The sequence below is a fragment of the Pseudomonas sp. WS 5146 genome, from assembly GCF_012985495.1.
In the GTDB taxonomy this organism is placed as follows: domain Bacteria; phylum Pseudomonadota; class Gammaproteobacteria; order Pseudomonadales; family Pseudomonadaceae; genus Aquipseudomonas; species Aquipseudomonas edaphica.
The window spans coordinates 739,215-765,712 of sequence record NZ_JAAQWL010000003.1 but is presented as its reverse complement, the minus strand read 5'-3'; the positions used below and the strand labels follow the sequence as shown (position 1 = coordinate 765,712).

At 61.6% G+C, this 26,498-nt stretch carries 20 protein-coding genes; 13 read left to right on the top strand and 7 right to left on the bottom strand.

Annotation, left to right across the window (positions count from 1 at the left end):
• The first annotated feature begins 26 nt into the window (after positions 1 to 26).
• The 3 genes from HBO41_RS12185 to HBO41_RS12175 are packed head-to-tail and all read left to right on the top strand — an operon-like array spanning position 27 to position 2,113.
• Positions 27 to 617, top strand: coding sequence for a histidine phosphatase family protein (locus HBO41_RS12185; RefSeq protein ID WP_169986458.1), 591 nt, complete (start codon positions 27 to 29; stop codon positions 615 to 617).
• Positions 618 to 626: 9 nt separating this feature from the next.
• Positions 627 to 1,382: a precorrin-6A synthase (deacetylating) gene (gene cobF, locus HBO41_RS12180; RefSeq protein WP_017139636.1), complete on the top strand. Its 756-nt coding sequence runs from the start codon at positions 627 to 629 to the stop codon at positions 1,380 to 1,382.
• 11 nt (positions 1,383 to 1,393) lie between these two features.
• Positions 1,394 to 2,113, top strand: coding sequence for an alpha/beta hydrolase (locus tag HBO41_RS12175; RefSeq protein WP_169986391.1), 720 nt, complete (start codon positions 1,394 to 1,396; stop codon positions 2,111 to 2,113).
• 72 nt (positions 2,114 to 2,185) lie between these two features.
• On the opposite strand, the gene HBO41_RS12170 is transcribed toward HBO41_RS12175, so the two are convergent.
• Together HBO41_RS12170 and HBO41_RS12165 are read right to left on the bottom strand one after the other, a co-directional pair.
• Complete coding sequence (locus HBO41_RS12170) at positions 2,186 to 2,743, bottom strand: hypothetical protein (RefSeq protein ID WP_017139634.1); 558 nt, start codon at positions 2,741 to 2,743, stop codon at positions 2,186 to 2,188.
• A gap of 72 nt (positions 2,744 to 2,815) precedes the next feature.
• A complete protein-coding gene (locus HBO41_RS12165) occupies positions 2,816 to 4,624 on the bottom strand; it encodes a monovalent cation:proton antiporter-2 (CPA2) family protein (RefSeq protein ID WP_017139633.1) in 1,809 nt (602 codons plus the stop codon).
• A gap of 302 nt (positions 4,625 to 4,926) precedes the next feature.
• On the opposite strand from HBO41_RS12165, the gene HBO41_RS12160 reads away from it, so the two are divergent.
• The 4 genes from HBO41_RS12160 (at position 4,927) to HBO41_RS12145 (ending at position 18,100) form a co-directional block, all read left to right on the top strand.
• A complete protein-coding gene (locus HBO41_RS12160; RefSeq protein WP_169986389.1) occupies positions 4,927 to 16,305 on the top strand; it encodes an autotransporter-associated beta strand repeat-containing protein in 11,379 nt (3,792 codons plus the stop codon).
• 215 nt (positions 16,306 to 16,520) lie between these two features.
• Positions 16,521 to 16,886 carry a type II toxin-antitoxin system RelE/ParE family toxin gene (locus tag HBO41_RS12155; RefSeq protein ID WP_138453449.1) on the top strand — a complete coding sequence of 122 codons (366 nt, stop codon included), beginning with the start codon at positions 16,521 to 16,523 and terminating at the stop codon, positions 16,884 to 16,886.
• Entirely contained in the window at positions 16,879 to 17,184 is a 306-nt protein-coding gene (locus HBO41_RS12150; RefSeq protein WP_017139630.1) for an XRE family transcriptional regulator, read from the top strand. Before HBO41_RS12155 ends, HBO41_RS12150 begins: the two co-directional genes overlap by 8 nt.
• A 19-nt stretch (positions 17,185 to 17,203) precedes the next feature.
• Entirely contained in the window at positions 17,204 to 18,100 is an 897-nt protein-coding gene (locus HBO41_RS12145) for a LysR family transcriptional regulator (RefSeq protein WP_017139629.1), read from the top strand.
• Here the strand turns inward: HBO41_RS12145 and HBO41_RS12140 are convergent.
• Together HBO41_RS12140 and HBO41_RS12135 are read right to left on the bottom strand one after the other, a co-directional pair.
• Positions 18,090 to 18,491, bottom strand: coding sequence for a RidA family protein (locus tag HBO41_RS12140; RefSeq protein ID WP_169986387.1), 402 nt, complete (start codon positions 18,489 to 18,491; stop codon positions 18,090 to 18,092). The two genes, HBO41_RS12145 and HBO41_RS12140, sit on opposite strands and share 11 nt — an antisense overlap.
• Positions 18,492 to 18,572: 81 nt before the next feature.
• Positions 18,573 to 19,445, bottom strand: coding sequence for an EamA family transporter (locus HBO41_RS12135; protein ID WP_138451496.1), 873 nt, complete (start codon positions 19,443 to 19,445; stop codon positions 18,573 to 18,575).
• 99 nt (positions 19,446 to 19,544) lie between these two features.
• Here HBO41_RS12135 and HBO41_RS12130 point away from each other — a divergent pair, with 99 nt between their 5' ends.
• From HBO41_RS12130 to HBO41_RS12120, 3 genes are all read left to right on the top strand, one after another.
• On the top strand, positions 19,545 to 20,327 hold the full coding sequence (locus tag HBO41_RS12130) for a helix-turn-helix domain-containing protein (RefSeq protein ID WP_169986385.1): 783 nt from the start codon (positions 19,545 to 19,547) through the stop codon (positions 20,325 to 20,327).
• An 87-nt stretch (positions 20,328 to 20,414) separates the two neighbouring features.
• A complete protein-coding gene (locus HBO41_RS12125; protein ID WP_169986383.1) occupies positions 20,415 to 21,968 on the top strand; it encodes a DUF726 domain-containing protein in 1,554 nt (517 codons plus the stop codon).
• A 41-nt stretch (positions 21,969 to 22,009) separates the two neighbouring features.
• The gene (locus HBO41_RS12120; RefSeq protein ID WP_017139624.1) at positions 22,010 to 23,329 is read left to right on the top strand and encodes an Nramp family divalent metal transporter; all 1,320 of its coding nucleotides are present in this window, start codon (positions 22,010 to 22,012) and stop codon (positions 23,327 to 23,329) included.
• A 28-nt stretch (positions 23,330 to 23,357) separates the two neighbouring features.
• Here the strand turns inward: HBO41_RS12120 and HBO41_RS12115 are convergent, their stop codons facing one another.
• The 3 genes from HBO41_RS12115 to HBO41_RS12105 all read right to left on the bottom strand — a co-directional run bounded on the left by HBO41_RS12115 (position 23,358) and on the right by HBO41_RS12105 (position 25,167).
• A complete protein-coding gene (locus HBO41_RS12115) occupies positions 23,358 to 23,735 on the bottom strand; it encodes a type II toxin-antitoxin system VapC family toxin (RefSeq protein ID WP_026013886.1) in 378 nt (125 codons plus the stop codon).
• Complete coding sequence (locus tag HBO41_RS12110; RefSeq protein ID WP_262380290.1) at positions 23,732 to 24,091, bottom strand: type II toxin-antitoxin system Phd/YefM family antitoxin; 360 nt, start codon at positions 24,089 to 24,091, stop codon at positions 23,732 to 23,734. Before HBO41_RS12110 ends, HBO41_RS12115 begins: the two co-directional genes overlap by 4 nt.
• 143 nt (positions 24,092 to 24,234) lie before the next feature.
• A complete protein-coding gene (locus tag HBO41_RS12105; RefSeq protein WP_017139621.1) occupies positions 24,235 to 25,167 on the bottom strand; it encodes a LysR family transcriptional regulator in 933 nt (310 codons plus the stop codon).
• Positions 25,168 to 25,284: 117 nt separating this feature from the next.
• Here HBO41_RS12105 and HBO41_RS12100 point away from each other — a divergent pair, with 117 nt between their 5' ends.
• The 3 genes from HBO41_RS12100 to HBO41_RS12090 all read left to right on the top strand — a co-directional run bounded on the left by HBO41_RS12100 (position 25,285) and on the right by HBO41_RS12090 (position 26,493).
• The gene (locus tag HBO41_RS12100) at positions 25,285 to 25,773 is read left to right on the top strand and encodes a DMT family transporter (RefSeq protein ID WP_099549268.1); all 489 of its coding nucleotides are present in this window, start codon (positions 25,285 to 25,287) and stop codon (positions 25,771 to 25,773) included.
• 4 nt (positions 25,774 to 25,777) lie between these two features.
• Positions 25,778 to 26,233 (top strand): DMT family transporter, encoded by a 456-nt coding sequence (locus HBO41_RS12095; RefSeq protein WP_017139619.1) that lies wholly within the window; start codon positions 25,778 to 25,780, stop codon positions 26,231 to 26,233.
• Between the two features lie 89 nt (positions 26,234 to 26,322).
• The gene (locus HBO41_RS12090) at positions 26,323 to 26,493 is read left to right on the top strand and encodes a metallothionein (protein ID WP_017139618.1); all 171 of its coding nucleotides are present in this window, start codon (positions 26,323 to 26,325) and stop codon (positions 26,491 to 26,493) included.
• Positions 26,494 to 26,498 lie beyond the last annotated feature (5 nt).

Below are 26,498 nucleotides of genomic sequence, written 5' to 3'. Positions count from 1 at the left end.
TGCGCCATGAAACAGAGTGAAGAGTGATGCAGGCCACCCGGTTGACCTTGATTTGCCATGCCGTCACGCCGCTGCAAAAGCGCGGGCGTTTTCCCGATGACGAGTCTGTCGCGATGGATTGGCAACGAGCGGCGTTATCCCTGGCCGGGCGTTTCAAGAAAACCACGCGGTTAGTCAGCGCGCCCGAGGCCAGAAGCCTTCAGACGGCGGGCCTGTTCGGTGCCGACGCGCAGATCGAAAATGCTTTGCGTGATGTTGATTTCGGCGCCTGGAAAGGCCAGGCCATCGATCAATTGGCCCCCGATGCGTTGGCGGCCTGGATGACCGACAGCGCCGCCGCACCCCATGGCGGTGAATCGGTAGAGCAGCTCTGCACGCGGGTTGGGCACTGGATCAAATCCCTCGAAAGCCACGCCGGCCATGTCGTGGCCGTCACCCACCCCTTCGTGATCCGTGCCGCCTTGCTGTACGTCATGCAATTTCCCCTCTCGAAGTTCTACTTGATCGACGTCGAGCCGCTGTCCGCCACCGAGCTGCGCTTCAACACTGTATGGCGCCTGCGCCTGGAAACTCACGCCGAGTGCCATGAACATGGCAAAATCCACGCCCCGCAATGAGAGCACCCCATGAAACGCATCCTGATCATCGGCATTGGCGCCGGCAACCCTGACTACATCACGATGCAGGCCGTAAAGGCGCTGAACCGCACCGACGTGTTTTTTTTGATGGACAAGGGCCAGAGCAAAGACAAGTTGATCGACCTGCGCCGTGAGATCTGCGAAACCTACATCACCGAGCCCGGTTACCGTTTCGTCGAGGCCGACTGCCCCGAGCGCGTGCGCGGTGATATCGACTACACCACCGCCGTGCAGGACCTGAACCGCGACAAGCAGCTGACCTTCGAGCGCATGATCAACGAGCAAATGGCCGACGGTGAAGTGGGCGCTTTCCTGGCGTGGGGCGACCCTGCGCTGTACGACAGCACCATCCGCATCCTGCAGGCGATTCTGGCCAGCGGCCGTTGTGAGTTTGAGTTCGAAGTGATCCCCGGCATCACCAGCGTGCAGGCCCTGGCGGCTCAGCATAAGGTGGCGCTCAACCGTATCGGCCGCTCGATCGAGATCACCACCGGGCGCCGGCTGGCGGCGGGGCAGGCAAGTGATGCCGATACCTTGGTGGTGATGCTTGATGCCGAGGACTCCTACCGCACTGTGGCCGACCAGGATATGGATATTTACTGGGGAGCCTACCTGGGCACGCCGGATGAAATACTGATCAGCGGCAAAGTCAGTGAAGTGGCCGACGAAATCCAACGGGTGCGCAAGGCTGCGCGCCTGGAGAATGGCTGGATCATGGACACGTATCTGTTGCGCAAACCCTGAGGTTGATGCCCATGTTCAAACTGTTCGCCCTGACGCTGGCGTTAGTCGCCGGTGCCGCCCACGCCGATGATGCCTTGCACACGGACTTGCCGTTGGCCTACCTGGAGCAGACGCAGAGTGATGCGCGCAACCAACCCCTGGTGATCTTCCTGCACGGGTTTGGCAGCAACGAAGAAGACTTGTTTGGCATCAAGGACGCGTTGCCGTCCACCTGGACCTATTTGTCGGCCCGCGCGCCGATGCCGGTGGACCCCAGTGGTTATCGCTGGTTTGCCAAGAAGCCCGGGGAGGGTGATTACGACGGCGAGACGGCGGATTTGCAGCGCAGCGCCCAGCTGATTGAAAACTTTGTCAGCAAGGCCACGGCCAAGTACCACATTCAAAGCGATCGGGTGTTCCTGGTGGGGTTCAGCCAGGGCGCGATCATGGCGTATGAGGTGGGCTTGCGAAAGCCTGCCATGGTGCGCGGGATTGCGGCGCTGAGTGGCAGCGTGTTGCCGGTGCTCAAGGCTGAGCTCAAGCCTGATGAGTCATTGAATAAGCTGGCGATTTTTATCGGCCATGGCACCTTGGACCAGGCGCTGCCGTATGCGTCGGCCACCCGCGCCAATGAGGTGTTGCTGGGGCTGGGGCTGAAGCCTGAGTTTCATGGGTATATGGGCATGCCGCATACCGTGAGCGCGGCTGAAATACAGGACCTCAAAGCCTGGCTGGAAAATAGTTTGAAGTAAAAACGCGGTTAAACAATGTGGGAGCAGGCAAGCCAGCTCCCACAGTTGATGTGTGTTGTTTGTTAAACCAGGTTACTTGCCGCCGGTAATCTGCTTCACCAGCTCAGCATGCCCCTTCACGTCATCCGCCCGCGAAATCGCCTGGATCACCAGCAGATGGTTGCCCGAACCGCCGAGGAATGTGGAGTTCAGGGTCTTGCCACCGCCTTGGGTCGCCGTACTGTCCACCTGGCGCAGGCCCAGGCCTTTGAAGGTCAGCTTCTTCTCGTTTTGCTTCTTGAAGTCGGGCAGGGCAGCGCTCTGGTCCTTGACGAAGTCCGCCACGGCACCATCGAGAAACTGCGGGTCATTGTCCTTGATGGTTGCCCCATCGTTGCGCACGGTTTCGGCGACGATCACGACACTTTTCGTGGTCGAGTTCGCGTACAGCGTGCCTTGGGTATCGGCGGTGCCATCCTCGACCTTGCCAGTCGGCAACGTGTCAGCGACGAAAGCCTTGGGCAGGTTGAAGGTGAACTTGCCGCCCAAGGTCGAGATGGTCTGGGTGGCAGGGGACTTGCTGGCGGCGAACACGCTACCGGCGGTAAGCGCAAGGGCCAGCAGGACGGCGGTCTTGGTGAAAGTGGCCATGAAACGCTCCAGGGATGAACGAAATTGCGGCATATTCTGTCAGAAATTTCGCAATATCGTTCATCCCTAAGTTCACACCTTGTCGGACTCCTCTTGAAGCCGGTCCATCTCGAACAGCCGCGCCAGTTCCGTGCGGGCTTCCTGGGCCGATTGCAATACTTTGGCCGCGTCGTCATACACCGCGTGTTGAGCGGCGAGTAACTGGTGGTCGTGGTTTTTGAATCGATCAATGCGTGCATCGGCCTGGGCCTGGCTCAAGCCGAGGCCGACCAGGGTGCGACGGCTCATTTCCAGGCTGGAGTAGAAGGTCTCGCGCACCGGCGAGGCGTCCAGGTCGACCAGGCGGTGAACGTGCTGGCGGTTACGTGCGCGGGCGATGATTTTCATGTGCGGATAAAGGCTGCGCACCAGGGCGGCGGTCTTGATATTTATTTCCGGGTCGTCCATGGCTATCACAAAAAACTCGGCTTGGTCGACCTTGGCTGCATGTAGGATTTCCGGGCGCTGCGGGTCGCCGTAGAACACCGGCATGCCGCCGAAGCTGCGGGTCAGCTCGATGGTTTCCACCGAGGTGTCGAGGGCAATGAACGAGATGTTTTGCGCGCGCAGGATCCGCGCGACGATCTGGCCCATACGGCCCATGCCGGCGATCACCACGCGGGGCGCATCGCTTTCGATGGTGCGGTATTCCTCCGGCACCTCCACGGTCTTGGCCTTGTGTTTGAACAGCTTGGGGCACACCAGCAACAGCAGCGGCGTCACCGCCATCGACAAGGTGATGGTCAGCACCAGCACATCGTAAAGGTGCGGCTCGAACAGGCCCTGGTCGCGGCCGATCTTGAACACCACAAAGGCAAACTCACCACCCGCCGCCAGCACGATACCGAGGCGCAAGGCGCTTTCGCGGTTGAGGTCACCCACCAGCCGGCCCACGGCGTACAGCAGCGGCAGTTTCAGGCCGATCAGCAGCAAGGTCAGCCCGATCACCATCAACGGCGTGCTGAGCAGCAGGCTGAGGTTGGCGCCCATGCCCACGCTGATAAAAAACAGGCCCAGCAGCAGGCCCTTGAACGGCTCGATCTGGGATTCCAGCTCGTGGCGATATTCCGAATCGGCCAGCAGCAGCCCGGCGAGGAAGGCACCGAGGGCCATGGACACACCCACCAGTTCCATCAGCCACGCGGTGCCGATAACGACCAGCAGCGCGGTGGCGGTGGACACTTCGCGCAGGCCGGTCTTGGCGACGATGCGAAACACCGGGCGCAACAGGTAGCGCCCACCGATGATCACCACGGCGATGCTGCCCAGTATCTGCAGCACGTGTTGCACGCCCTGGGCTTCGGTCGTCGGGTGATCGCTGCCGGCCAGCAGCGGCACCATGGCGATCAGCGGGATCGCCGCGATGTCCTGGAACAGCAGGATGGCAAAGGCCAGGCGCCCGTGGGGCTGGTTGAGTTCCTTGCGTTCGGCCAGGCTTTGCAGGCCAAAGGCAGTGGAGGACAGCGCCAGGCCCAGGCCCAGCACGATTGCACTGTTCCACGGCTGACCAAATAGCCACAGCGCCGCCACGCCCATCACCACGCCGGTGAGCACCACCTGGGCCAGGCCGACGCCGAACACCGCCTTGCGCATCACCCATAAACGTTTGGGCGACAGCTCCAGGCCGATGATAAACAGCAGCAACACCACGCCCAGTTCAGAAAATTGCGCCACGCTCTGCGGGTTGCCCACCAGGCCCAGCACCGACGGGCCGATGATCACACCGGCAAACAGATAGCCCAGCACGGCGCCCAATTGCAGGCGCTTGGCCAAAGGCACGGTCAACACAGCGGCGAGCAGGAACACCACGGCTGCTTGTAACAGGTTGCCTTCATGGGGCATTGAGATCTCCCAGATCTTTAAAGCGAATCAACAGGGCGTTATTAGCGCCTTTTTTACATTTGGAAACTTGTATTTATGTCGCGACAGTCAATGGATGCTGGCTGTAATCCCATTCTGACAGGGAGTTTACGAAAGTATTAATACCATTTAATTCAATGACTTTTCTGTAGGTCTACTACCGTTTCGACAAATTGGATCAATTGTCACCACGGTCAGGTATCTCGAATTCGATGCGTGTGGGTCAATAAAGTTGAGCTTCTACGCACCCATGGATGAAAGGCTTGGACCACAAGGAGTTGAGCGTGGATAAAAGACTTGCTACTGCCGTTGTACCTCGTATTTCTGCGCTTTCTCTTGCTATTCGCCTCGGCGTAGCGGGGCTGGTGATGGGCCTTGCAAGCCCCGAAGCGATGGCGGCCTGCTCGCCCGCAAGCCCCACGGCGGGTGCCACGGTGACGTGTACGGGGGTGCCGTCGTTACCGCTGTTTCTGAACACCTTCTCGAGTGCGGTGAATGACCTGACGGTCAACGTCAACCCTGGCGCGCAGCTCAACGCAACGTTGGGCGGCATTGCGTTGAACCTGACCGGTAACAACACCACACTGAACAACTCCGGCACCATCGACCCGGCGCTGCTCGGGTTTGTATCCGTGCTCAGTGGCGGTGTGGTGGTGGGCAATACCGCGGCCAGTACGGTGAATATCACCAACACGGCCACCGGGATCATCCGCGGTACCGGCGCACTGCTGGGGCTTAATCTGACTTCGTTGGGTGGTGCGGCGCTGAACGTCACGAATGGCGTCGGTGGCACCACCACCCTCACCAACGCCGGCACCCTCGGCTCCAGTTCGTTGCTGGGTCTTACGTTGTTTGCCTCTGACACGCCAGTGGTCGCCGTGCAAGGTGGCGGCCAGGTCAACATGACCAACAGTGGCACGCTCACCGGGCGGGTTGCCTTCGAGGCGTCCACTTTGGGTAATACCTTCGTCAACAGCGGGACCATTTCCGGCGGCGTGTCGATGGGAGCAAACAGCACCAACACCTTTACGGCGGTGACCGGGTCGAGCGTGTCCTCGGGTGGCGGTATCGGCTTGAGCCTCGGCGGCCTGTTGGGCGTAAACCTGACGTTTGCCCCCACCGGCCAGGTGGATGGCGGCGCAAACGGCAGCAACACCTTGATCCTGCAAAACCCCGGCGCCACCGGCAGCAGCGGCACTGGCACGGCGTCCAGCGCCACCTATGTCAACTTCAACAACCTGACCATCAACGGCGGCACCTGGACGTTGCAGGGGCCGTTGGTCAGCGGCAGCACAACGCTCAATGGTGGCATTTCGCAGTTCGATAACAGTGCGACGTTCGGTACTGGGGCAATCACCGCCAATGGCGGGGTTATCGAGGCAACGGCCAATAACCTGACGCTGGCTAACCTGCTCACGTTGGGCACCGGCGGGTTGACCGTCCAGGGCGCCAATACCGGGCTGACCCTGGGCGGCGTGCTCTCGGGCACCGGCGGCTTGACCAAGACGGGCACGGGTCAACTGATCCTCAATGCCGCTAACACTTACACCGGCGCCACCACGCTGTCCGGCGGTTCGGTGCAGTTGGGCAATGACCTGGCGCTGAGCAGCGGCGCTGTCACCGTCACCGCCGCATCGACTTTGCAGGCGCCTGGCACAGTCAGCCTTGCCAACACGTTCACGCTTAACGACAACCTGACGACCGATGTGGCCGGTACGTTGAGCCTGAACGGCGCCATTACCGGCAACGGTGGGCTTACCCAGAGCGGCGCGGGCAGCCTGACGCTCAATGGCGTCAACACCGGCTTCAGCGGCGCCACCAACCTGGGCGCCGGCACCCTGGTGCTGGGCAATAACAATGCCCTGGGCAGCGGCAACCTGAATGTGACAGGTACTGCCAACCTGGACACCAGTGGCGCCTCATTACTGAACAACAATGTCGTCTTGACCGGCGATCTCAGCCTGCTCAACGCCAACCCACTGACCCTGAGCGGCGTGATGTCCGGCGTCGGCGGCCTGACCAAAACCGGCGCGGGCCTGCTGACCCTGGCCGGTAAGAACACCCGCAGCGGTGTAACGTCGCTGAATGCCGGCGGTTTGTTGCTCAGCACCAACACCGCCCTGGGGACGGGCGCGCTGAATACGGCTGCGGGCACTTCGCTGGACGCCACGACGGCGGTGACCCTCGCCAACGCGGTCAACCTGGCCGGCAACCTGGGCATTGGCGGCACCGCCGACCTGACGCTGGCCGGTACGATCAATGGCGCTGGCAGCCTGACCAAAAACGGCGCCGCCAATCTAGTGCTCAACGGCGTCAACAACTTCCTGGGCGGCACCACGCTCAATGCGGGCACCCTGACGGCGGGCTCCAACTCAGCCCTGGGTCTGGGTAACTTGACCGTTGGCGGCGCGTCGACGCTGGACAGCAGCGGGGCATTCAGCCTGGGCAACAACGTTGTGCTCAACGCCGGGTTGACGGCCGGCGGTACCAATAACCTGACCCTGGCGGGTGTGCTCAGTGGGGCAGGGCCGCTGACCAAAAGTGGCCTGGCCAACCTGACCCTCAACGGCAACAACACCTTCAGCGGCGGCACCACCCTCAATGCAGGGACCTTGACCCTGGGCAACGCCAATGGCCTGGGCAGCGGCGCCTTGACCGTCGGCGGTGCGGCGACCCTGGACACCAGCGCGTCCTTTGGCATCGGCAATGCCATTGCGCTGAATGCTGACCTTACGGTCGCCGGCAACAACGACCTGAGCCTGAACGGCGTGGTCAGCGGCGCTGGCAACCTGATCAAAAATGGCTTGTCCGACCTGACCCTGGCCGGCAACAACACCTTCACCGGCGCCGTGAACGTGGTCTCCGGCAGCCTGACGTTGCTCAATGCCAATGCCTTGGGCAGCACTTCCGGGGTTAACGTGAGTGCGGGCGCCGGGGTCAACCTGGCCACCGACGTCAGCCTGGCCGGCTTGAGCGGCAGCGGTAGCGTGCAACTGAGTGGCGCCAACAGCTTGACCGTTGGCGGGGTCAACACCACCAGTACGTTTGATGGTGATTTGAGTGGCGCTGGCGGGCTGATCAAGGTCGGCACCGGCACTCTCAACCTTACCGGCATCAATGGCGTCACTGGCAACACGGCGATCAATGCAGGCACCTTGAACCTCAGTGGTTCCCTGGCCAGCGCCCAGGTCAATGTCAACAACGGCGGTACGCTGACCGGTACCGGTTCGTTATTGGGTGCGCTGAACGTCAATAACGGCGGCCATTTGGCCTTGAGCAGCGGCAATACCTTGTCAGCCGGTGCACTGAACATGGTCGCGGGTGGCAACCTGGATGTTGCCCTCGGTGCGCCATCCCTCACTTCCTTGCTCAATGTCGGCGGTAACGTGGCGCTCGCCGGCAACCTGAACGTCACCGATGCCGGTGGTTTTGGCGCGGGCACTTATCGCCTGATCAACTACACCGGCGGCCTGACCGGTGGCCTGACGGTAGCGGGTGTTCCCGTGGGTTATGGCCTCGGCGATCTGCTGGTACAAACCTCGGTCGGCAACCAGGTCAACCTGGTGGTGTCGGCGCCCAATATCCGCTTCTGGGACGGCAGCCAAGCTATCGCCAACGGCGTGGTGGATGGCGGCACGGGCGCCTGGACCGCCGGCGGTACCAACTGGACGTCCGCCGACGGCTTGACCAACTCTCCTTGGTCCAGTGGCTTTGCGGTGTTCACCGGTGCTGCCGGTACGGTCACCGTGCAAGGCCCGCAAGCCTTTACCGGCCTGCAGTTTGTCACCGACGGCTACAGCCTGGTCAGCGGCGCAGGCGGGCAATTGACTGCGATCAATGGCGGCAGTGGCAATGTATCGATGCGTGTAGATCCGGGCGCAACCGCGACCGTCGGGGTCAATATCGATGGCGCCGGCACCTTGAACAAGCTCGACACCGGCACCCTGGTGCTCAACGGCGCCAACACCTATACCGGTGGCACCTTGCTCAATGGCGGCGCGCTTATCGTCGGTAGCAACACTGCACTGGGCGGCGGCCTGTTGACGACAGCGGCCGGGACGACACTGGACAGTAATGCTGCCATCACCTTGGGCAACACGGTGCTCTTGAACGGCGACACCACTGTCGCGGGCGGCAACGCGCTGACCCTTAATGGCGGGATCAGCGGCGTTGGCGGCCTGATCAAAAACGGCGCGGCCACTTTGACCCTGGGCGCAAGTAACACTTTCCTCGGGCCTGTGGCCTTGAACGCGGGTGGGCTGATCCTGGCCGCCAACAATGCCTTGGGCGCTGGCGCGTTGAATGCGGCTGGCGGCACGACACTGGATGCCAGTGCGGCGGTCACTGCCAATAACGCGATCAACCTGGCAGGCAACCTGGGTATAGGCGGCACGGCTGACCTGACCTTGGGCGGTGCAATCAATGGTGCTGGCAGCCTGACGAAAAATGGCGCAGCCAACCTGATCCTCAATGGTGCTAATACCTACCTCGGCGGCATGACGCTGAACGCGGGCACATTGACCCTGGGCAATAACCTCGCGCTGGGCCTGGGCAACCTGACGGTGGGGGGTGCTTCGACGCTCGATAACAGCAGCGCGCTGAGCATCGGCAATGGTGCTGTGCTGAACGCTGCGTTGACGGTGGCTGGCAACAATGACCTGACCCTGGGTGGCCTGCTCACGGGCACCGGCGCGCTGGTCAAGGATGGCGCGGCCAACCTGACCCTCAATGGCCTCAATGCCTACAGCGGCGGAACGACCCTCAATGCGGGTACCTTGACCCTGGGCACCGCGACAGCCCTCGGGACGGGCGCCTTGACGGTGGGCGGCGCGGCCAACCTAAACAATGGCACGCCACTGGTGCTGGCCAATGCGGTCAACGTCAACGCCAACCTCACGGTGGGCAGCCTGAATAACAACCTGACGCTGGCGGGTGTGGTGGGGGGGAGCGCCAATCTGATCAAAACCGGCACTGGCGACCTGGCCCTGACTGGCAACAACACCTTCTCCGGCCTGTTCGATGTGCAAGCAGGCAGCCTTACCACCGTGGGTAATGGCGCGCTGGGCGCAGGCGCCGGGGTCAACCTGGGCAGTGGTACGCAATTGAACCTGGGTGGCTCGGCCAGCCTGGGTGAACTCACCGGCACCGGCGTGGCCGTTGTTGGCACCGGCAGCACCTTGAGTGTCGGCAGCAATAACCTCGACAGCACGTTCGGCGGCGTACTCGCCGGGTTGGGCGGTCTCAACAAAATCGGCAGCGGTGCCTTGACCCTCGGCGGCCTCAGCGTGTTGACCGGTGACACCCAGGTCAACGCCGGCAGCCTGCTGGTCAACGGCGCGCTGGCCAGTACCAACGTGAACGTGGCTAATGGCGCCACCCTCGGCGGCACCGGCACCCTGGTGGGGGCCGTCAACATTGCCGACGGTGGCCACCTGGCCGTCAACTCGGGCAACACCCTGACAGTCGGCTCGTTGGTGCTCAATACCAACTCCAACCTCGATGCCGGGCTCGGTGCCCCGTCTACCGGCGGCACGGCGCTGATTCATGTGGGCGGTAACCTGACCCTGGATGGCACGCTGAATGTCAGCGATATCGGTGGCTTCGGCCCCGGTATCTACCGGTTGATCGACTACACCGGCGGCCTGACCAATAACGGCCTGCAGCTGGGCAGCTTGCCGGTGAATATCCCGGCCACCGACCTGGACCTGCAAACAGCAATCGGCAACCAGATCAACCTGCTGGTCAACGGCAACACCACCGTGCAGTTCTGGGACGGTAGCCAGACCACCGGTAACGGCAGCATCGAGGGCGGCAGCGGTACCTGGACAAGCGGCGCCACCAACTGGACAGGCGTCAACGGTTCGTTCAACGCCGCCTGGGCGCCAAACAGCTTTGCGGTCTTCCAGGGCGCGGCGGGTACTGTCAGCGTGGACGGCGCCCAAGCGATTACCGGCCTGCAATTTGTCACCGACGGCTACAACGTGGTCGGCGGCACGGCGGGGGCCTTGACCTTGTTCAATGGCACCGGCGGCAACACCGCCGTGCGCGTTGATCCGAATGCCACCGCGACCCTGGGCGTCACCCTCAATGGCGGTGGTACTCTGGCCAAGCTGGATGCGGGCACCTTGGTGCTCAATGGCGCCAACACCTACACCGGCGGCACCGCGCTCAATGGCGGTACGTTGGTGGTCGGCAATAACAGTGCGTTGGGCAGCGGTGCGTTGACCGCGTCCAATGGCACCACCCTGGACAGCAATGCGGCTGTCAGCCTGGCCAATGATGTGAACGTCAACGGCACGCTGACAGTCGGCGGCAGCAACGCGCTGACCCTGGCCGGCAGCGTGGCCGGCACCGGTAGCCTGATCAAAAACGGCATCGCCAGCCTGACCTTGAGTGGCAACAACACCTATGCAGGGCCGACGGCATTGAACGTCGGCGGGTTGATCCTGGCCTCTAACACTGCGCTGGGCACCGGCGCGCTGAATGCGGCGGCAGGCACCACGCTCGATACCAGCAGTGCAGTCACCCTGGCAAACGCCGTGAACCTGGCGGGCAACCTGGGCATTCTCGGCAGCGCCGACCTGACCCTGGATGGGTTGGTCACCGGGGCTGGCAGCCTGGCTAAAAGTGGGGCGGGCAACCTGACACTCAACGGCAACAATGCTTACCTCGGCGGTACGCAGTTGAACGCAGGTGGCTTGGTACTGGGCAATGGTTCGGCACTTGGCACCGGCAGCCTGGCCGTCAACGGCGCAGCGACGCTGGATACCAGTGCCGCAGTGGCGCTGGCCAATAACACCACGCTCAATGCTGCGCTGACCGTGGTTGGCAGCAACGACCTGGCGCTTGGCGGTGTGGTTGATGGCTCCGGATCGCTGATCAAGAACGGCACTGCCAACCTGACCCTCAACGGCGCCAATACCTACAGCGGCGGCACCACCCTCGCGGCCGGTACGCTGACTGTCGGCAATGCCACGGGCTTGGGTTCCGGCGCCTTGACCGTCAATGGAGCAAGTACGTTGGACAACAGCGTGCCGCTGGTACTGGCGAACGCCGTCAACTTGAATGCCGACCTCAGTGTGGCCGGTAACAACAACCTGACCCTGGCGGGTGTGTTGGCCGGCAATGCGGCGCTGATCAAAAATGGCGCGGCGGACTTGCTGCTCAGTGGTAACAACACCTTCACCGGTCCACTCAATGTGCTCGGCGGCAGTGTGACCACTACAGGTAACGCGGCCTTGGGCAACACCACCGGCGTCAACGTCGGCAGCGGTGCCAGCCTCAACCTGGGTGGCAATGCCAGCCTCAATACCCTGACCGGTACCGGCGCGATTCAAGTGGCGGGCGGCAGCACGCTGGCGGTGGGTGGCAGCAACCTCGACAACACCTTCGCAGGCACGCTCAACGGTGCCGGTAACCTGGATAAAAACGGCACCGGCGTGCTCAACCTGAGCGGCACCAATGGGATCAGCGGCGCGGCCAACGTCAATGGCGGCACTTTAAATGTGAGCGGCTCACTGGCCAGTGGCACGGTGGCGGTGAACAACGGCGCGACGCTGGCCGGTACTGGCTCATTAGCGGGTGCGGTGACGGTGGCTGATGGCGGGCACATCGGCCTGAACGCCGGCAGCACGCTGTCGGTGGGCTCGTTGGTGCTGGGTAATAACGCCAACCTGGACGTCGGCCTCGGCGTGCCGGTGGTGGGCGGTGGCAGCGGGCTGCTGAATGTCGGCGGCGATCTGACCTTGGGCGGCAAACTCAACGTCACCGATATCGGCGGCTTTGGCAGCGGCGTCTACAACATCATCAACTACGGCGGGGCACTCACCAATAATGGCCTGGCCCTTGGCAGTTTGCCGGGCAGTGTGATTCCGGGCGATGTGCAAGTGCAGACGGCCATCAGCAACAAGGTCAACCTGCTGGTGACTGCGCCCAATACCACCGTGCAGTTCTGGGACGGCGCCAACCTGATCGGCAACGGCGCCATCGACGGCGGCAACGGCACCTGGGGCACTGGCACCACCAACTGGACCAACGTTGACGGCACCCTCAACCAGAACTGGAACAACAGCTTTGCAGTGTTCCAGGGCGCGGCGGGTAACGTGACCGTGGAGGGCACGCAAAACCTCACCGGCATGCAGTTCGTCACCGATGGCTACAACCTGGCCTCCGGCACGGCGGGCGTGCTCAACCTGGTGAATGGCGGCACCGGCAACACGGCGATCCGTGTCGACCCGAACGCCACCGCAACGTTGGGCGTCACGCTTGGTGGTGCTGGCACCCTGGCCAAACTCGACACTGGCACCTTGGTGCTTAACGGCACCAATACCTACACCGGCGGCACTGCGCTCAATGGCGGCACGCTGGTGGTCGGCAATAACAGCGCGCTGGGCAGTGGCGCACTGACGGCGGCCGACGGCACCACCCTGGACAGCAACGCGGCCGTCACACTCGGCAACGCTGCGGTACTCAATGGTGCACTGGCCATCGGCGGCAGCAATGCGCTGACGCTTAACGGCAGTATCAGCGGCAATGGCAGCCTGCTGAAAAAAGGCGCGGCAACCCTGACGCTCAACGGCGCCAACACCTACAGTGGCGGCACCGGCCTGAACGCCGGGCAACTGACCCTGGGCAATAACGCCGCATTGGGCAGCGGCGCGCTCACCGTCGGCGGCGCTGCGGCGCTGGATGGCAGCACCGACCTGCAACTGGCCAACGCCATCAGCCTGAGTGGGCCGCTGACCCTGGTCGGCAGCAATGCACTAGCGCTTAACGGCGTGGTCAGCGGCACCGGCAGCCTGGTGAAAAACGGCAACGGTGCGCTGCTGTTGACCGGCGCCAACACCTACAGCGGTGGCACCACCCTTAACGGCGGCACCACCACCGGCAACACCAACAGCTTGCAAGGCGCGATTGCCAATAATGCGGCCCTGACCTTCGAGCAAGGCACCGATGGCACCTACACCGGTAACCTTACCGGCGCAGGCGTGCTGAATAAAACCGGCACCGGCGCGTTGCTGTTGACTGGCAACAACACCTTGACCGGCAACACCAACGTCAACGCCGGCAGCTTGCTGGTCAACGGCACCTTGAACAGCGCAGCGGTGCAGGTAGCCAGCGGCGCGACCCTTGGCGGCAGCGGCAGCCTGGGCGGTGCTGTGACGATGGCCGATGGCTCGACCCTCAAGGCCGGGGCGGCGACGCCGCTGTCGGTGGGTTCGCTGGCGTTGTCGTCGGGCACTGCCCTGGACTTCGCCCTCGGCGCGCCTGGCGCATCCACCACGGCGGTGAATGTGGCGGGCAACCTGACCCTTGATGGCACGCTCAACGTTACCGATGCCGGGGGCTTCGGACTCGGCGTTTATCAACTGTTCCGCTACGGCGGCGCCTTGACCGACAACGGCCTGACCCTCGGCTCGCTGCCGGTCGGCGTGGGTAATCTGAGCCTGCAAACGGCGCTGGCCAACCAACTGAACCTGCTGGTGCAAACCACGCCGGGGCAAATCCAGTTCTGGAACGGCGGCACCACCAACCCTGACGGCACTATCACCGGCGGCAGTGGTACCTGGGGCCCAGGCACCAACTGGACCGATCCAACCGGTACCCAGGGCCAGGCGTCAAATAACCAGTTTGCCGTGTTCGGCGGGCAGGGCGGTACGGTCACCGTGGTCGGTAACCAAGGCTTTACTGGCCTGCAATTCCTTGACCCTGGTTACACGCTGACGGCAGGCGCAGGTGGGACCTTGTCGCCAACCGGTGCCGCAGTGGTGCGTGTCAATTCGGGCGTCACTACCGAAGTGGCTGCGCCAATCGTGGGGGCCGGGTCGATCAACAAACTTGACGCCGGCACCTTGCTGTTGACCGGCGCCAACACCTATTCCGGTGGCACGACCGTCAGTGGCGGTACGCTGGCCGGTAACACGCTGAGCTTGCAGGGTCGCATCCTCAACAATGCGCAACTGTTGTTTGTCCAACCCACTAACGGCACCTTTAATGGTGTATTGAGCGGAACCGGCAGCATTACCAAACAAGGCGCAGGCGCGCTGTTGCTGACCGGCAACCAGCCATTCAGCGGCACGGTGGCGGTGGACCAGGGCGTACTGCAAGTCGGCAACGCGGCCAACCCAGGTGCGGTGTTTGGTGGGCAGGTGACCGTCGCCAACGGTGCAGGCCTGACCGGCAACGGCAGCGTCGGCGCGTTGGTCAACAACGGCAGCGTCACACCTGATAACGGTAAGCTGACGGTGGCCGGTAACTTCACTAATGGCAGTACCGGCGCGTTGAACCTGCTCATCACCCCATCGTCGACCGGCTCCCTGGCCGTTGGGGGTACGGCGAACCTGGGCGGCACGTTGAATGTGGTCAACCTGGCGCCGTACGCCGGCCCGGCCACCTACACGCTGCTCACGGCGGGTGCAGTGAACGGCACCTTCGGCACCACCAATCTGGAGAACCTGGCATTCCTCAATACCGCGTTGAACTACAGCCCTACTCAGGTGGCGCTGGCGGTTAGCCGCAACAACGTCAGCTACGCCAGCGTGGCAGCCACTGGTAACCAACGTGGCGTGGCCGCCGCGTTGGACAGCGGTGCCGCGGTGGGTGGCGCAACGGTGCAGAACGCGCTGCTCAACTCCAATGTTGCCGGGGCGCGCGCCGCGTTCGACAGCTTGTCCGGGGAGATTCATGCCAGCACCGCCAGCGCCATGCTCGAAGATTCGCGTTACGTGCGTGACGCAGTCAACGAGCGCCTGCGTCAGCCCGGCTGCTACCGCGAAGATGACCCACGCAACAGCCTGGCACCCAGCGAAAACCGCCTGAGCAGCGCCGGTTGCCACGGCGAGATGGTCGGCTGGATGCGTGTGTTGGGCACCTGGGGCCACATGGGCGGCGACAGCAACACCGCCAAGCTGGACCGCAACCTCGGCGGCTTCCTGCTCGGCACCGACAAACAAGTGGATGACGCCTGGCGCGTCGGTGTGGCCGCCGGCTACACCCGCAGCGACCTGGACGCCAAGCGCCGCAGCTCCAGCGCCGACGTCGACAGCTACCACTTGATGGCCTACACCGCGTACCAGCAGGAAGCCTTCGCCGCTCGCATGGGCGTGGCATACAGCTGGCACGACATCGAAAGCAAACGCGATGTGGCCGTAGGCGGCGTGGGGCAACGCCTCAAAGCCGACTACAAAGCGCGCAGCGCGCAAGTGTTCGGTGAAGTGGGCTACACCATTGAAACCGGCAAAGTGGTAGTAGAACCGTTCGCCGGCCTGGCTTACGTCAACTACGACAGCGACACGATCAAGGAGAAAGGCGGTTCGGCGGCCCTGCGCGGTGATGCCGATCAGGACGTGACCTTCTCGACCCTGGGCGTGCGCATCGGCCAGACCATCACCTTGGGTAACGGCTCGAAAATCAACCCACGGGGCAGCATCGGCTGGCGTCATGCCTTTGGCGACACCAAGTCGGATGCCGACCTGAGCTTTATCAACGGCGGTGCATCGTTCAGCACCCAAGGTGTGCCGATCGCCAAGGACAGCGCGGTGGTGGAGGCGGGCGTGGACTACCAGATCAGTCAGAATGGCAAGTTGGGCCTGGGCTATTCCGGCCAACTGTCGCGCAACGATAAAGACCATGCGATGACGATCAGCTTCTCCCTCGGTTTCTGATCAAAGCCGAGTATTTTTAACCGCCCGAAAGGGCGGTTTTTTTTTGGAAGTATTTCTTAACGCTATTCGATGGTTTGCCAATAGGGCAGGGTTGTTGCTCAGCGTCTGGTCAGAAGGATGTACAAACAATTTCCCCTGGAACCCGGCTGGTAATGCAGTCTTTTCTGAATCTAAAGTATGCCCTTGAGTTTATATTCCTTAGGTGGCATATTCGCATGGATTGGGACGTTGAATACACGGATGAATTCGCAGAATGGTGGGATGAACTGGGCGCAAAGGAGCAAGTCTCCGTGTCCGCCAGCGTTGATCTGCTGGGGCTTTTAGGGCCTGGCCTGGGCTTCCCCCATACCAGTGATATCAAGGGTTCCCGGCATGGCAACCTGCGGGAACTGCGGGTCCGGCACGCCGGCCGGCCCTATCGAGTGCTGTATGCATTTGATCCCCGGCGCTGCGCTGTCCTGCTGATCGGCGGCGATAAAGCCGCACACCCCAGGTGGTACGAGGTGCATGTGCCCTTGGCCGAAAATGTGTACGACATCCATTTGCAAACATTGCGTAAAGAGGCCCGTCACCATGGCTAAAAAATTCGCTGAACTTCAAGCGCGCATGACCCCGCAATCGCGTGCCGAAGCCGAGCAGCTGTTCCGCCAGCACCTCAAGGAAATGCCCCTGCATGAGCTGCGCAAGGCCCAGCAACTGAGCCAGGAAAGCCTGGCCAAGGCGTTGAATATCAACCAGGCAGCGGTTTCCAAGATGGAGCGGCGTACCGACATGTACATCAGCACGCTGCGTGACTACATCCGGGCGATGGGCGGCGAGTTGGAAATCATCGCGACCTTCCCGGATGGCCAGGTCAAGATCGACAACTTCGCTCACTAAGTCACAGTGGACCACCCCGATGAATCAGCTCCTGGCCATGCGCGCCTTCGTCCGTGTTGTCGATACCGGTTCATTCAGCCGTGCATCCGACCAGTTGGCGCTGCCACGCTCTACCGTCAGCAAACTCATCACTGACCTGGAAAGACACCTGGGCACCCAGCTGATGCACCGAACCACCCGCGCCCTGGCGCCCACGCTTGAAGGGCTGGAGTATTACCGCCATGCGCGACGGCTGGTGGCTGAGCTGGATGAAGTGGACAGCGCCGCACGCGGGCAGATCCTCAAGCCCGGCGGGCACCTGCGCGTGGATGCACCGGCCTCGTTTGCCAATTGCCTGTTGATTCCGGCGTTGGTGGACTTTCATCGTGAGTACCCCGATATCACCATCGCCTTGGGCATCAGCGACCGTGCGGTGAATATCGTCGGGGAGGGCGCCGATTGCGTGATCCGTGCTGGCAAGCTGGAAGACATGGCGATGATCGGGCGCAAGGTGGCGGACCTTGAATACCTGACCTGTGCGGCACCCAGTTACGTGGCGCGCCGGGGTTTGCCGGTTTCGCCCGAAGACCTTGTAAACAACCACCTCAGGGCCGGGTATTTTTTTGCTGGGTCGGGCAAGCCGGAGCCGCTGATTTTTGAGCAGGGCCAGCAACGTATCGAGGTCAACGACTGCGCTTTTTCGACTAACGAAGGCAACGGCCTCAAGGAAATGCTGCTCGCGGGCCTTGGTGTGGGGCAGCACTTCAAGTCGATCGTGCAGCACTACCTCGATACCGGCCAGTTGGTTGAGGTGCTGCCGGGTTGGTCGCGCCCGGCCACGCCATTGCATATCCTCTACCCACCTAACCGTCATCAGAGTGCGCGGCTCAAGGTCTTTACCGAGTGGGTGATCCGCACGTTTGGGGTCAGGGAATAATCGCGGTTACGCGTATCTCCACGCGCATGGTCGGCAGTCCCAGGGCCTCGACGCCGACTTGCGTCCAGATCGGCGCATGGTGGGGCATGTAGCGCCGGTATTGCTGGACCATCGCTTCGTTGACCTCAGGTGCAAACCCACCGACGTGGTAGGAGTTTATGTGAATCACATGCTCCCAACCCGCGCCGGCGGTGGCCAGGGTTCGGTCCAGGTTGTGAAACGCCTGGGCGATTTCTTCACTGAGGTCGGCGGGGATCTGGAACTCATCGTCCCAGCCGCCCTGGCCTGACGTTTCTACGCGGTTACCGATTTTCACTGCTTGGGAATAGTGCAGGTGTTCGCGCATGGTATCGCCATAGCCTGGGGTGGCAAAAAATTCGGGCATGCTCATGGTATTTCCTCGGTTGAATACACGACCCGACGAATGCTAATAGAGCGAATGCGCGAACAATATCCCGAGTTCCTGCCATGACTATCTACTGGTATGCACAATCGGTTTGCGATAAAGCCCGACTGCCAAGCCGCTGATAATCACTGCGATAAAGACCAGATTGGCTGTGGAAACACGCTCGCCCAGTATCAACATCGAACTGGCAATCCCGAACACCGGGATCAATAGCGACAGCGGCGCTACCGTGGACACGGGGTACGCCTTGAGCAACGTGTTCCAGCCCCAGTAAGCAAAGTGCGTGGCCAGGTAAACCTGAAACAGCAGCGACCACACGGCGGTGAGGTCGAGGTTGGCGGGGAGGCTTACGAACGCACCGTCGCCGTGCACCCACCAGGCCATCAGGAACAGCGGGATTGGCGGAAACAGGCTGGCCCAGACCATGAACGAAAAGATTTCTTTAACCCCCGACGTCTTGATGATGACGTTGCCGATGCTCCACGCCAGTGCGCTGAACACGATCATCAGCACGCCGAGCGCAGCGTGTTCGCCTTGCTGGTTGGCGATGATCCCGGTTAGTCCGATCAACGCGAGAAAGGCCCCGGCCCACTGCGCGCCGCGAATTTTCTCCTTGAATAGCACGCAGCCCCAACCCAGGGTGAAAAACACGCTGAGCTGGATGAGCAATGAGGCAATCCCCGGGCTCACCCCAAGCTGGATGCCATAGTTGATCACACCCCACATGCCCAGCCCGAAGATCACGCCATAGGCCGCTACATAACCGAATGGCACGGCGGGGCGCTTGATGACGAACACCAGGGGCAAGGCGGCGAGGGCGAAGCGCAGGCCGGTGAGTAAAAAAGGGTCGATGGCCCGCAGGCCCAGTTTGGTGATGGGGAAATTCAGCCCCCAGGCCAGCGTGACCAACAGGGCAAGTGCCAGGTGTTTCTTGTGCATGGACGTTCCTTCGAACCGGTTGCTTCAAAGGGGTGAAGGTTAGAGCTCGGGCGTATGGCCCGCTTGCTATGCCAGGTCATACTTTGACAAGATCGGGCCATGATTCCGACCTTTGACGACAACGACCCCGAAGCGCTTGTGACCCTGCGTGAATACCCGTGCGGCAGTGTGTTTGCCCGGCATACGCACCCGCGCGGCCAGTTTGCCTATGCTTCCACCGGTGCCTTAAGAATGTTCACCGACCTGGGCAACTGGGTGGTGCCGCCGCAGCGGGCCGTCTGGGTGCCCGGTGGCATTGCCCATGAAATGCACATGCGCGGCGATGTGGTGATGCTCAATACCTACCTCGATGCTCAAGCCGCCGAGCGCGCAGGGCTGCAGGGACACTGCCAGGTTTTCGAGGTGTCGCCACTGCTCAGGCATCTTCTGGAAGCGGCATTGACGTGCGGGGCATCGGCAACGTCCGAGGTGCGGCGGCACTGTGTATTGACGCTGCTGATCGACGAAATCAGTACGCTGTCGGCCTTGCCCCTCAGTGCGCCGCTGCCCTCTGAACCGCGTTTGGCGAGGGCTTGCCAGCGCTTTCTGGACGCGCCTGCGCAAACCGTGTCCCTCGATCAAATGGCGAGTTGGTCGAGCATGAGCCGGCGGACCTTTACTCGTCACTTCCTGGAAAGCACCGGCATGACCTTCGTGGCGTGGCGCCAGCAAGTCTGCCTGCTGGAGGCCACCGCGCAACTCAGCCACGGCGCCTCGATCACCGAGGTCGCATTTGCATTGGGCTTCAGCAGCCCCAGCGCCTTCACCGCGCTGTTCCGCCGTCACCTGGGCGATTCCCCGGCGCGCTACCTGGCCAAGTCCAAGGCCGTGTCGTTGTTCTAAAAAGCTCACACGCTGGTCAGGATTCACCTTGCAGGCGGTCCTGCTTTGTTACTATCGCCGCCCACCGTCATCAGGAGTCACCGGCCCATGCAACACCAGTGGGATGAAATGCACCGCACCCGCAAGCCCACGTTTCTGTTGTGTGGCGAGCCTCAGGGGGATGTGCTCAATCTCTATGTTCACGGTTATTCGGCGTTCTTCAACCGCCAGCAACTGGGCAATTTCACGCAACAACTGGCAAGCATCGAAGGCTCGACCAACCTGATGCTGTTCTGGCCGGCGGGTCACTTTCTGGAAAACCTTTTTGCTCCCTTTAAAGATGTGATTACCGCAATGCTTGGCGGTGGCGGCCTGGGCGCGGCAACCGTGGGTGTGGGCCGTGCGATTGCCTACTTTCTTGACCATTACAAAAGTGTCGAGGCGCGTGTCGATGAAGTGGCCAAGACGCTATTGCCTGAGCTTGCCCATTACCTGCACGGCGAAGCGCTGCCCGTGCGGCGCATCAACCTGATCGGGCATTCCCTGGGCGCGCGTATCCTGGTCAAGAGTCTGCTGGCCAGCCCCGAGGTCGCCCGACAATTGCCGCTTAACAATGTGTTGCTGATGGGTGGCGCGATCAGTACGTCCAGCCCCTGGGATGAAGTGTCGGCGCCCCTCAAAGGGCGCGTGATCAACTGCTACTCCAGCAAGGACTGGGCGCTTGCCATCAAGCCGGACACCGAGCGCTGCATAGGCCGGTATGCGATCGACGTCACCCCCGCACTCAAGGCCAAGGTCACCAATGTGCACCTGGCCACCTTCGACCACGCCGCCTACTGGCCGCAGTTGAAAACGGTGGTGCAGTACACCGACCTGCTGCAGGAACGGCGTGGCCTTATCCGCGCTGACCTGCGCAGCAGCGAAGTGCGTTTTGCCGAGGAGGACGTGGAACTGTTCCCCGCGCTGGTGCAGGCGCGGCCGGAGGAGCTTAAGTTTCTGGCTGAATTGATGGCACAAAAACGCAGTGCCTCGATCGATGCCGATGTACGTGAACCGCTGAAACTGGCCATCGAGCTGCAACGCATGGGCGGTGACAGCTTTATGAACATCGCCCGTGGCCATGGCGTGAGTTATCGCCAGATCGCCGAAGATGTCGCACAGCGGCTGGGCATCAAGTTCGATGGGCCGCTTGAAACCGTGGTGCTGGCAGATATCGAGGCACAGGTCGCGGAAAAGCTCATCGAGCAGTACAAGGACAAACTCAGTCGCGCCGACCGCCAGGCCTTCGACGCCGAGCTTAAGGCGGCCGCGCAAAAAGAGCAGGGCCTGTTCAATCGTATCGATATCGGCCGCTCGGCCACCACCGCCCTGAGCGGCACGGCGTTGGCGGGGCTCACCGGGTTTATCTTGCGGCGCGGCGCGGCCACCGCAATTCCGCTGGTGGGCCAGGCGCTGGCGGCGGCGATGTTGCTGGTAACGGGCGTGCGAGCGCTTTCCGGCCCGGCCTATTCGATCACCACCTTGGCGGTCTTGGTGATTGGCGTGATTCGCCAGCGCATGGAGCGCGAAGCGTTGAACCAGGAGATGGACCTGGTGGTGCAAGTCGTCGAAGCGTTCGACTTGCCCCGGGAGACGGTGATGCGCACGGTCGCGTCGGACTGATAAGCTGCGGCCCTGACTTGTGTGTTTGCCTGGGATACCGCGTGAAATTCAGCCTGCCGAAAATCGCCACTGCCCCGTTCTGCCCGCCGGAAGTGGCTGGCTCCGTTATCGTCGACCCCAAGGCCTCGTTTTTCAAACGGGCGCTGATGTTTGCCGGCCCCGGCCTGCTGATCTCCATCGGCTACATGGACCCCGGCAATTGGGCTACCGCCATCGAAGCCGGTTCTCGTTACGGCTACAGCCTGCTATTCGTGGTGCTGCTGGCCAGCCTGGCCGGGATGGCGGTGCAGTGCCTGTGTTCGCGCCTGGGCATCGCCACCGGCAAAGACCTCGCGCAACTGTGCCGTGAGCGCTACAGCAAACGCTCCGCGCGCACGCAATGGGTGTTGGCGGAAATCTCCATTATCGCTACCGACCTGGCTGAAGTCCTCGGTTGCGCCTTGGCATTTCACTTGTTGCTCGGCGTATCGCTGACGACCGGTATTGTGATCACCGCGTTCGACACACTATTGATCCTGGCCCTGCAAAACCGCGGTTTCCGCCGCCTGGAAGCGATCATGCTGGCGCTGGTTGCAACCATTGGCGTGTGTTTCTTTATCGAACTGGTGCTGATCAAACCTTACTGGCCGGACGTACTCAGTGGCTTTACCCCGTCACTGGCGGCCATCAGCGATGCAGCGCCGTTGTATTTGGCTATCGGTATCCTTGGCGCCACGGTGATGCCGCATAACCTCTATTTGCACACCTCGATTGTGCAGACCCGCCTGATTGGCAAAGACCTCGCCAGCAAACAGGACGCGGTCAAGCTGGCGCGTATCGACACCATCGGCTCCCTGGCCCTGGCGTTGCTGGTCAACGCCGCGATCCTGGTGTTGGCCGCCGCCGCATTTTACAAGACCGGCCACACCGAAGTGGTCGAGATCCAGGACGCCTATCACCTGCTTGACCCATTGGTGGGAGGCGCCTTCGCCAGCATCCTGTTCGGCATCGCCTTGTTGGCTTCGGGGCAGAGTTCGACCTTTACCGGCACCATCGCCGGGCAAGTGATCATGGAGGGTTACCTCAACCTGCGCATCCCGTGCTGGCAGCGGCGCCTGATCACGCGCGGGCTGGCGCTGATCCCAGCGTTCCTGGGGGTGTGGCTGATGGGCGACGATGCCATCGGCAAACTGCTGATTCTGAGCCAGGTGGTGCTCAGCCTGCAGCTGCCTTTCGCGTTGTACCCGCTGATCCGCATGACTGACGACAAGCAACTGATGGGGCCCTTCGTTAACCGCTTGCCCACGCGGTTACTGGCGTGGTTTCTGTTTGCGCTGATCAGTGGGGCGAATGCGTGGTTGATTGGGCAGTGGTTGTTTTGACTTAAACGTGTGATCGCTCCAACGCGGTCTACACCAGAATTGCCAAGGATGTGTACTGGGCAACCTGCGGATCGGCCGTCAGCAGTTTCATCGGCTCGCTCATGGCTGCCGCAACGATAAGCCGGTCGAACGGGTCTTTATGGTGGTGCTCAAGATCCTTCACTGCAATCGCGTGTTCTGGGGTGATCGGCAATTCGGTGAAACCGCTCTCCAGGCAGTATTCACGAATTTCATCCAGCTGCACCTCGAGCTTTCCCAAGCCTACCTTGATCGCCATTTCCCAGAAGGTTGCAGCGCTGACGTAAATCTCAGCAGCGTCTTCAATCAATTTTTTGGCTTTATTGGATAGCCTGGGGTCATCACTCAGTGTCCACAGCAGAATATGGGTATCCAATAGCACCCTCATAAAGGGTTGACCTCAAACGCATCCAGCAGGTCATCGGGTAAAGGCGCATCAAAGTCTTCGGGGATAATGAGCTTGCCTTTCATTGCGCCAATCCGGCGGCCTTTGGCCTTTCCGACGGGGACGAGCTGTGCCATCGCACGCCCATGCTTGGCGATGGTGATCACTTTGCCAGCAGCAGCCTCATCGACCAGCTTTGACAGATTATTTTTTGCTTCACCCAGCGGTACGGTAATCATGTGGCGATCTCCATGTTTTGGCCAAATATAGCCAAAATCAGCTGAGCTATCAAAGACGGCATGACGACCGGCTTTAGCCGCGCGTTCAGAGCGCGATTGTTTTTGATAAACGAAACCCATGGCACCTCTCCAAAAAAAGATTGAGCCAAAGTCTGCCTGCCATATGCCGTGTCTGAAATAGTGGCCCGAAAAATCAGAACGAGCCTACTTTTCCCACGAGGAATTTTTACCTTCCAATGCTTTTCCAGTGAGAGGGAGGAGCCTCACCGATCCCAATACGGCACCGCTCCAAAACACTCCACAAAATAATCAATCACCGTGCGCACCTTCAGCGACAGCCGCCGGCTGCCTGGCCACAGCGCGGCAATCTGTTGCGGTTCAAGGGTGGTGGCCACGTCGTACTCCGTGAGTACCGCCTGCAAGGTGCCGGCGCGCAAGCCTTCGCCGATCAGCCAGGACGGAAACACCACCAGCCCAAGGCCTTGTTCCGCCGCGTGGGTGAGGGTGTCGGCGTGGTTGCCGGTGATCGGGCCTTTGACGCTGTAAGGCGTCCAGTCGCCCTGGCCGCGGCGGAAGAACCAGCGCTGCTGGCCGGTGATGCCTTTGTAGGCCAGGCATTGATGGTTGGCCAGTTCTTCGGGGTGGCGCGGCGTGCCATGCCGGGCCAGGTAGGCGGGGCTGGCCGCGAGGCGAAAACGCTGCGGCGCGAAGATGCGCGCCTGCATGCTGGAGTCGTTCAGCACGCCGATGCGAAACAGCAGGTCGGTGCCGTCTTGCAGCGGGTCGACGTAGGTGTCGGTTTGCTGGATATCCAACTGTAGCTTGGGGTAGCGACGGCACAACTCGCCCAGCCACGGTGACAGGTGGCGTTGGCCGAATACCATCGGCGCGTTGATGCGCACCAGCCCGCTGGGTTCGCTTTCCTGCTCTTGCAGGGCCTGGCCGGCGGCCTCCAACTGTTCCAGCATCAGGCGCGCATGACGCCCCAGTAGCCGCCCGGCTTCGGTGGGGCTGACCGCACGCGTATGGCGGTAGAGCAATTGCTGGCCGAGCGCCTGTTCCATCAATTGGATTTGCCGTGAGATGGAGGAGGGCGCCAGCCCTTCGCGACGTGCCACTTCGGAAAAGCTGCCGTGATCCAGCACGGCTACAAACAGGCGCAATGCCTTGAAACTCAGTTCATTCAAACCCTGCATCGTGGCTCCGTGCTGTGCGTAATGCGCAAAGGTGTTGTTTGCATGCTCCCATTTATCGCACAAGACGGCCACCGGATAATGCGCGCCATGTTTCCTTTTTTGATACGCAGGTGATGTATGCAGGCAAGTTCCATCGAAGGCGTGGCGCAGGCCAGGCCGAAAAAAAACCTATTGCGATTGCTGCTGTTGCCGCTGGTGATTCTGGCGGGCATGGGCCTGTCGGTTGAGGCCGGCTTGCTCGGGCCATTGGGTGTACAGGTCGGGCATTTGTGGGCGACGTTGAGCATCTTTGGCGTCGGTACGGCGATTCTGTTTTTGCTGCTGCTGTTCAGCGGCCCGCAAAAAGGCCCGGCACTCACCGACCTGCCGCGCTGGCAGTTGATCGGCGGCTTTTTGGGACCGATGTACGTGGTGGTGCTGACTTTGGCTACGCCGCATATCGGCATCGCCATGACCATGGTCGCGATCCTCTCGGGCCAGGTCGGCAAGAGCGTGCTGATCGACCATTTCGGTTGGTTCGGCACCGCGCGTAAACGGGTCAATGGCGAACGCTGGATTGCCCTGGCGTTGATTGTGGCGGCACTTGTTCTGATTGCACGGGGTTAAAGCGATGAATCTGATTCTGTTGTTGGTACTGGTGATTGCCGCCGGTGCGGTGCTGAGTGTGCAAGCCGCGATCAACGGCCGGCTGGGCCAGACGGTCGGCGTGTTGCGCAGCAGTTTATTGACCTTTGCGGTGGGCGCAATCAGCACGGCGTTGTTGATTTTCTTCTTCGAACCCGCACAGGCCGTGAGCTTGCTGGACGTGCCCAAATGGCAGTTGACCGGCGCGTTGTTTGGCGTGGTGTACATGATGGTCATGGTCGGCGCAGTGCCCGTGGTGGGGACGGCAGTGGCCACGGTGGCGGTGATCGTCGGGCAGTTGGGCATGGGCATGCTGATCGATAACTTCGGCTGGCTGGGCAACCCGGCCATCGAACTGTCGGGCAGCCGTATCGTGGCAATGCTGCTGTTGGCAGTGGCGCTGGTGTTCATGTACCGCAGCAACAGCCGACTGGCCGATTAACGGCGGTGAACCTTGAAACCTTGCCGGTAGTCACTGCTTAAGGTGCAGCGCCCGTTGCACCTGGACGACCATGCAAAAGGAGTCTGAACATGGCTGATAAAACCTGTGCCTGCCCACACTGCAAATGCGTACTGGGCACCAACGCGGTGATGAAAGACGGCAAGGGCTACTGCTGCCAAGGCTGCGCCGAGCACCATGCGCATGGCGAACCGTGTGCCTCGTCGACCGGTTGCGAGTGCGCCAAGTCTGCCCACGGCTAAAAATC